This is a genomic window from Halomonas sp. (assembly GCF_014859505.1).
GTDB lineage: Bacteria > Pseudomonadota > Gammaproteobacteria > Pseudomonadales > Halomonadaceae > Halomonas.
On the sequence record NZ_JACUUD010000235.1, the window covers coordinates 1 to 2,269 of the forward strand.

At 64.8% G+C, this 2,269-nt stretch carries 2 protein-coding genes; both read right to left on the reverse strand.

Features of this window, described 5'->3' with window-relative positions:
- On the reverse strand, positions 1-1,220 hold a 1,220-nt coding region (locus tag IBX53_RS15835; protein ID WP_290911256.1), incomplete at its 3' end, for an LON peptidase substrate-binding domain-containing protein.
- Positions 1,221-1,426: 206 nt separating this feature from the next.
- Positions 1,427-2,269: ATP-dependent Clp protease ATP-binding subunit ClpX (clpX, locus tag IBX53_RS15840; protein ID WP_290911258.1), on the reverse strand; the 843-nt coding region annotated here is incomplete at its 5' end.

Genomic DNA, 2,269 nt, shown 5'->3' on the forward strand with positions numbered 1-2,269 from the left:
ATGATCTTGCCCGGCAGCGAGCCGATGTAGGTGCGGCGGTGGCCGCGGATCTCGGACTCGTCGCGCACGCCGCCCAGCGCCAGGCGCACGTACTTGCGGTTGGTGGCCCGGGCGATGGACTTGCCAAGGGAAGTCTTGCCGACCCCGGGCGGACCGACCAGGCAGAGCACCGGTCCCTTGAGCTTCTTGACCCGCTTGTGCACGGCCAGGTATTCGAGGATACGCGCCTTGACCTCGTCGAGGCCGTAGTGGTCCTCGTCCAGCACCTGCTGGGCATGCACCAGGTCATGCTTGACCCGGGTGCGCTTCTTCCAGGGCACCGAGATCAGCCAATCCAGGTAGGAGCGCACCACCGTGGCCTCGGCGGAGTTGGGCGACATCATCTTCAGCTTGCCGAGCTCCTGGGTGGCCTTGTCGCGGGCCTCCCTGGGCATGCCCGACTCTTCGATGGCCCCTTCGTACTTCTCGGCCTCGTTGGGCACGTTCTCGAGCTCCCCCATCTCCTTCTGGATGGCCTTCATCTGCTCGTTGAGATAGTACTCGCGCTGGGACTTCTCCATCTGGTCCTTGACCCGGGAGCGGATACGCTTCTCGACCTGCAGCAGGTCGATCTCGGACTCGATCAGGGCCATCAGATGCTCGATGCGGTCGCGCACCCGATCCATCTCCAGTAGCCGCTGCTTGTCGTCGATCTTCAGCGACAGGTGGGCGCAGATGGTGTCCACCAGGCGGCTGGGATCCTCGATGCCCGAGAGCGAGTTGAGTACCTCGTTGGGCACCTTCTTCGACATCTTGACGTACTGCTCGAACTGGTTGAGAAGCACGCGCACCAGGGCCTCCTGCTCGCGCTCGGTAAGCGGCTCGCTCTCGCGCAGCACCGCCTCGGCGGAGGTATAGGCCTCGGCGGCGTGGAGCTCGCCCACGTCGGCCCGGGAGACGCCCTCGATCAGCACCTTGACGGTGCCATCGGGGAGCTTGAGCAGCTGCATGACCTCGGCCACGGTGCCGATGGCGAACAGGTCATCGCGATCCGGATCATCCTTGCTGGCCTCGCGCTGCGCCACCAGCAGTACCCGCTTGTCGGCAGCCATGGCCGCCTCGAGGGCCTGGATCGACTTTTCGCGACCGACGAACAGTGGAATGACCATCTGCGGGTAGACAACCACGTCCCGCAGCGGCAATAGGGGCAGACTCAGGGTCTGATCAGCGTTCTGCTGCATCGCAGACGTACCTCGAACAAAGCGGGTGAATGTCACAGGAGTGGGGGCACGCCGCCCTCTTTGCAAGGGAAGGCCTGACGATGAATGACACAAAGAGCGGCACCCATAAAAAACGGGAGCGGCATCGCCTGACCGGCGGTCACCGGCAGTGGCGAGGCTCGCTCCCGCATCGGGGCCCGGCGAGGTGGTGCGGGCGCCCGCACGACTCAGCCGCCGGTGCCGTCGGCGGCCTCTTCCTGCTGCTGGGAGTAGATCAACAGCGGCTCGCTTTCACCGGCAATCACCGAGGCATCGATCACCACCTTGCTGACCCCTCCCAGGGAGGGGATCTCGTACATGGTGTCGAGCAGCACCGACTCGAGGATGGAGCGCAGGCCGCGGGCGCCGGTCTTGCGTGCCATGGCCTTGGTCGCCACCGCACTCAGGGCGTCCACACGGAACTCGAGCTCCACACCCTCCATCTCGAACAGCTTGGCGTACTGCTTGATCAGGGAGTTCTTCGGCTCGGTGAGAATCTGGATCAGCGCATCCTCGGTGAGCTCGGTCAGCGTCGCGATCACCGGCAGACGACCCACGAACTCGGGGATCAGGCCGAACTTGACCAGGTCCTCGGGCTCGACGTCGGCGAGCAGCTCCCCCACACCGCGCGCTTCATCCTTGCTCTTGACCTCGGCGCTGAAGCCGATGCCCCCCTTCTCGGCACGGTCACGAATCACCCGATCCAGGCCGGCGAAGGCGCCGCCGACGATGAACAGGATGTTACCGGTGTTGACCTGCAGGAACTCCTGCTGCGGGTGCTTGCGCCCCCCTTGGGGGGGTACCGAGGCAGTGGTGCCCTCGATCAGCTTGAGCAGCGCCTGCTGCACGCCCTCCCCCGACACGTCCCGGGTGATGGAGGGGTTGTCGGACTTGCGCGAGATCTTGTCGATCTCGTCGATGTAAACGATGCCGCGCTCGGCCTTCTCGACGTCGTAGTCACACTTCTGCAGCAGCTTCTGGATGATGTTCTCGACATCCTCGCCCACGTAGCCGGCCTCGGTCAGCGTGGT